The following is a 2,149-nucleotide window of genomic DNA, read 5'->3' as shown; positions in this document are numbered from 1 at the left end:
CGGGGGCGGGGGGGTTTGTTTCTGTGCGGCCACCACCCCCCCAAAACCCCCCCCCCACCCCCGGGCGACTCAGCCCTCGAAGCGGCCCGCCTTGACGGCGGTGACGAATAACCGCCACTGGTCGGCGGTCGTCGTGAAGTACCCGGCGTCAGGGGTCTTCGAGTCCCGCACCGCCGCGCCGGACTCAACCCGCCCGACCTCGACGCAGGTTTCCTGCTGAGCAGAGCGACTGGACTTCCGCCAGCCTGTTGGTTCCACTGCCGACATCAGCCGAGCTCTCCTTCGATCGCTTCCAAACGGCTGGCGATGAGCTCCAGTGATTCCTTTGGGCTCAAGGCACCTTCGCGTAGGTTATCCGCTGCTTGGCGGTAGTCGTTAACGTCTTTCACGTTACGAAGGAACGCCGCTGTTCGGAAATGTTCCAGATGCACGATCGGCTTTTGGTCGTCGAACTCGAACAGGATGAACGGGCCAGCATGCGCTGGATGCCAAGCCGTGGCACCAGAAGGCATGATCTGGATCGTCACGTTCTCGCGCTTCGACATCTTGATCAGGTATCGAAGTTGATCGGCCATCACCGCAGCTCCGCCGATCCGTTCATGCAGCGCCGCTTCCGCGATCAGCGCGGCCAGGTGTGGGCCGCCATCGCTGTCGAGGATTTCCCGACGGCTGAGCCGGAACGCGACTCGAGTTTCGATCAGCTCTGGCGGCAAAGTCGACATCACGGCTTGCATGTACTCGCGGGTCTGCAACATCCCCGGAAACACAAGAACCTGCACATCCGTGATCCGCGTGGCAGTGCGCTCGAACTCGATCAACGCGGCGAGCTCTTCGCGAATGCCGGGGACTCCAGATGTGAGCCAGTTGGGGTCGCGGACCGTACGCGCCATCTTGACGATGCGTTCCTTCTCCGCACCAGTCACACCAAGTGCGGTCAGGAGACTCGCAGTGTCCTCTGGGGACGGTGGCTTCAACCCGGACTCGTAACGCCAGACCGTTGTGTGGCCAACGCCCAGGCGGCGTCCCAACTCGCGAACACCCAAGCCCGCAGCTTCTCGGAGTTGGCGCAGTTCAGCGCCCAGAACACGGGCACGGGGATTCGTCTTGGCGGTTCGGGCCATGAACCGATCCTAACGAGCAAAGATCCAGGTAAGAACCCTCGACCAGGTGATTGCCAAGGTGGTTCAACATCGACAAAGTGGTTCCAGGAACCACTAGCCAGTTCTCTGAACCACATTCGAGTTTCTGGGGGTCGCCGATGTATCCGTTTCATTGGGTGCCTGCTGCTGGGCAGCGGCATGCGAGTTTGGCCGAGAAGGCCGTTGGGTGTGCTTATCCGAGCGGGACCGAGCTCGAAACGCTGTGCCAGCAGGTGGTTTCCGCGGACAACAGCGAGTTGGCCTGGTTGTGGGGCACCTGCGTCGAGTGCAACCGGGAGGCTCGGCGGCTCGCCGGTGTCGAGCCGTGAGCTCGAAAACCGCCACCCTGGCGGTGTTCCTGCGCCGCGCCCAGTGGCTCATCGACGACCTCGCGTTCAGCGCCGGAGCCGATCAGCTCGACACCGCCGACGTAGATGCGACGGCCACCGCCCTCGAAGAAGTCGTCCACCTGCTGCGGGAGATCCCGCCGACCACGATCGACCAGCCAGGAGGAACCAACTGATGTCCCCGGTGCTGACCGCCCTGGCCTGCCTGTTCTCGCTGCTCACCGGCATGACGCTGATGCACGTCCACCGCCGGCGGCTTCCCCAGCACGCGGGTGCGGGCGAAGGCGCGACGAACGTCTGGCAGCTGATCGAGCACGTCGAATCCGAAGCCCGCCGCGCCGATTCCACCGGCAGGCACCACCTCCGCGAGCCGTCCCCGGAACCACCACCGCAATGGCCGGAAACCCCACCTGAAGCTCCGCCGCTGGAACTCCAACACCGCGTCCTGGAATCCCTGCGACGCCTCTGAACCCGGCTCGATGCACCTCCCCCGAGCATCGAGTCGAGCGGCCGGGCGGGATCGCTCCCCTCCCCGACACCGCCCGGCCGCACCCCCTCCGTCCCCTGGGTTCCGCAAAATAAAATGAAATAGGTCAAACAATATGCAATGAATTTTGGGGACTCCGAGAGGAAGCGCAGGTCAGGTTCGGGGTGGTAGGGGTC

General features: G+C 63.8%; 5 protein-coding genes. 3 read left to right on the top strand and 2 right to left on the bottom strand.

All coding sequences use genetic code 11. The features are described from left to right. Positions 1 to 69 precede the first annotated feature (69 nt). Together ABTZ89_RS38160 and ABTZ89_RS38155 are read right to left on the bottom strand one after the other, a co-directional pair. The gene (locus ABTZ89_RS38160) at positions 70 to 267 is read right to left on the bottom strand and encodes a DUF397 domain-containing protein (protein ID WP_351054239.1); all 198 of its coding nucleotides are present in this window, start codon (positions 265 to 267) and stop codon (positions 70 to 72) included. Continuing rightward, positions 267 to 1,121 (bottom strand): helix-turn-helix domain-containing protein, encoded by an 855-nt coding sequence (locus tag ABTZ89_RS38155; protein ID WP_351054236.1) that lies wholly within the window; start codon positions 1,119 to 1,121, stop codon positions 267 to 269. Before ABTZ89_RS38155 ends, ABTZ89_RS38160 begins: the two co-directional genes overlap by 1 nt. 137 nt (positions 1,122 to 1,258) lie before the next feature. Between ABTZ89_RS38155 and ABTZ89_RS38150 the strand changes: the two genes are divergently transcribed. Genes ABTZ89_RS38150 through ABTZ89_RS38140 form a run of 3 tightly spaced genes read left to right on the top strand, consistent with a single transcriptional unit; the run spans position 1,259 to position 1,955 of the window. Next, positions 1,259 to 1,468, top strand: a complete 210-nt coding sequence (locus tag ABTZ89_RS38150; RefSeq protein WP_270950235.1) for an HC3 family zinc finger protein — start codon at positions 1,259 to 1,261, stop codon at positions 1,466 to 1,468. Next, positions 1,465 to 1,662 carry a hypothetical protein gene (locus ABTZ89_RS38145; RefSeq protein ID WP_270950234.1) on the top strand — a complete coding sequence of 66 codons (198 nt, stop codon included), beginning with the start codon at positions 1,465 to 1,467 and terminating at the stop codon, positions 1,660 to 1,662. The genes ABTZ89_RS38150 and ABTZ89_RS38145 overlap by 4 nt, the downstream gene beginning before the upstream one ends. Next, positions 1,662 to 1,955: a hypothetical protein gene (locus ABTZ89_RS38140; RefSeq protein ID WP_351054232.1), complete on the top strand. Its 294-nt coding sequence runs from the start codon at positions 1,662 to 1,664 to the stop codon at positions 1,953 to 1,955. Before ABTZ89_RS38145 ends, ABTZ89_RS38140 begins: the two co-directional genes overlap by 1 nt. The last annotated feature ends 194 nt before the right edge of the window (positions 1,956 to 2,149 follow it).

The organism is Saccharopolyspora sp. NPDC002686 (assembly GCF_040295745.1).
Classification (GTDB): domain Bacteria; phylum Actinomycetota; class Actinomycetes; order Mycobacteriales; family Pseudonocardiaceae; genus Saccharopolyspora; species Saccharopolyspora oryzae.
This window is presented reverse-complemented; position numbering and strand designations above follow the sequence as displayed.

Excerpts from the sequence above, each read along its gene's own strand:
- ABTZ89_RS38160 (WP_351054239.1), bottom strand. The coding sequence starts at position 267 with ATGTCGGCAGTGGAACCAACAGGCTGGCGGAAGTCCAGTCGCTCTGCT.
- ABTZ89_RS38155 (WP_351054236.1), bottom strand. The coding sequence starts at position 1,121 with ATGGCCCGAACCGCCAAGACGAATCCCCGTGCCCGTGTTCTGGGCGCT.
- ABTZ89_RS38150 (WP_270950235.1), top strand. The coding sequence starts at position 1,259 with ATGTATCCGTTTCATTGGGTGCCTGCTGCTGGGCAGCGGCATGCGAGT.
- ABTZ89_RS38140 (WP_351054232.1), top strand. The coding sequence starts at position 1,662 with ATGTCCCCGGTGCTGACCGCCCTGGCCTGCCTGTTCTCGCTGCTCACC.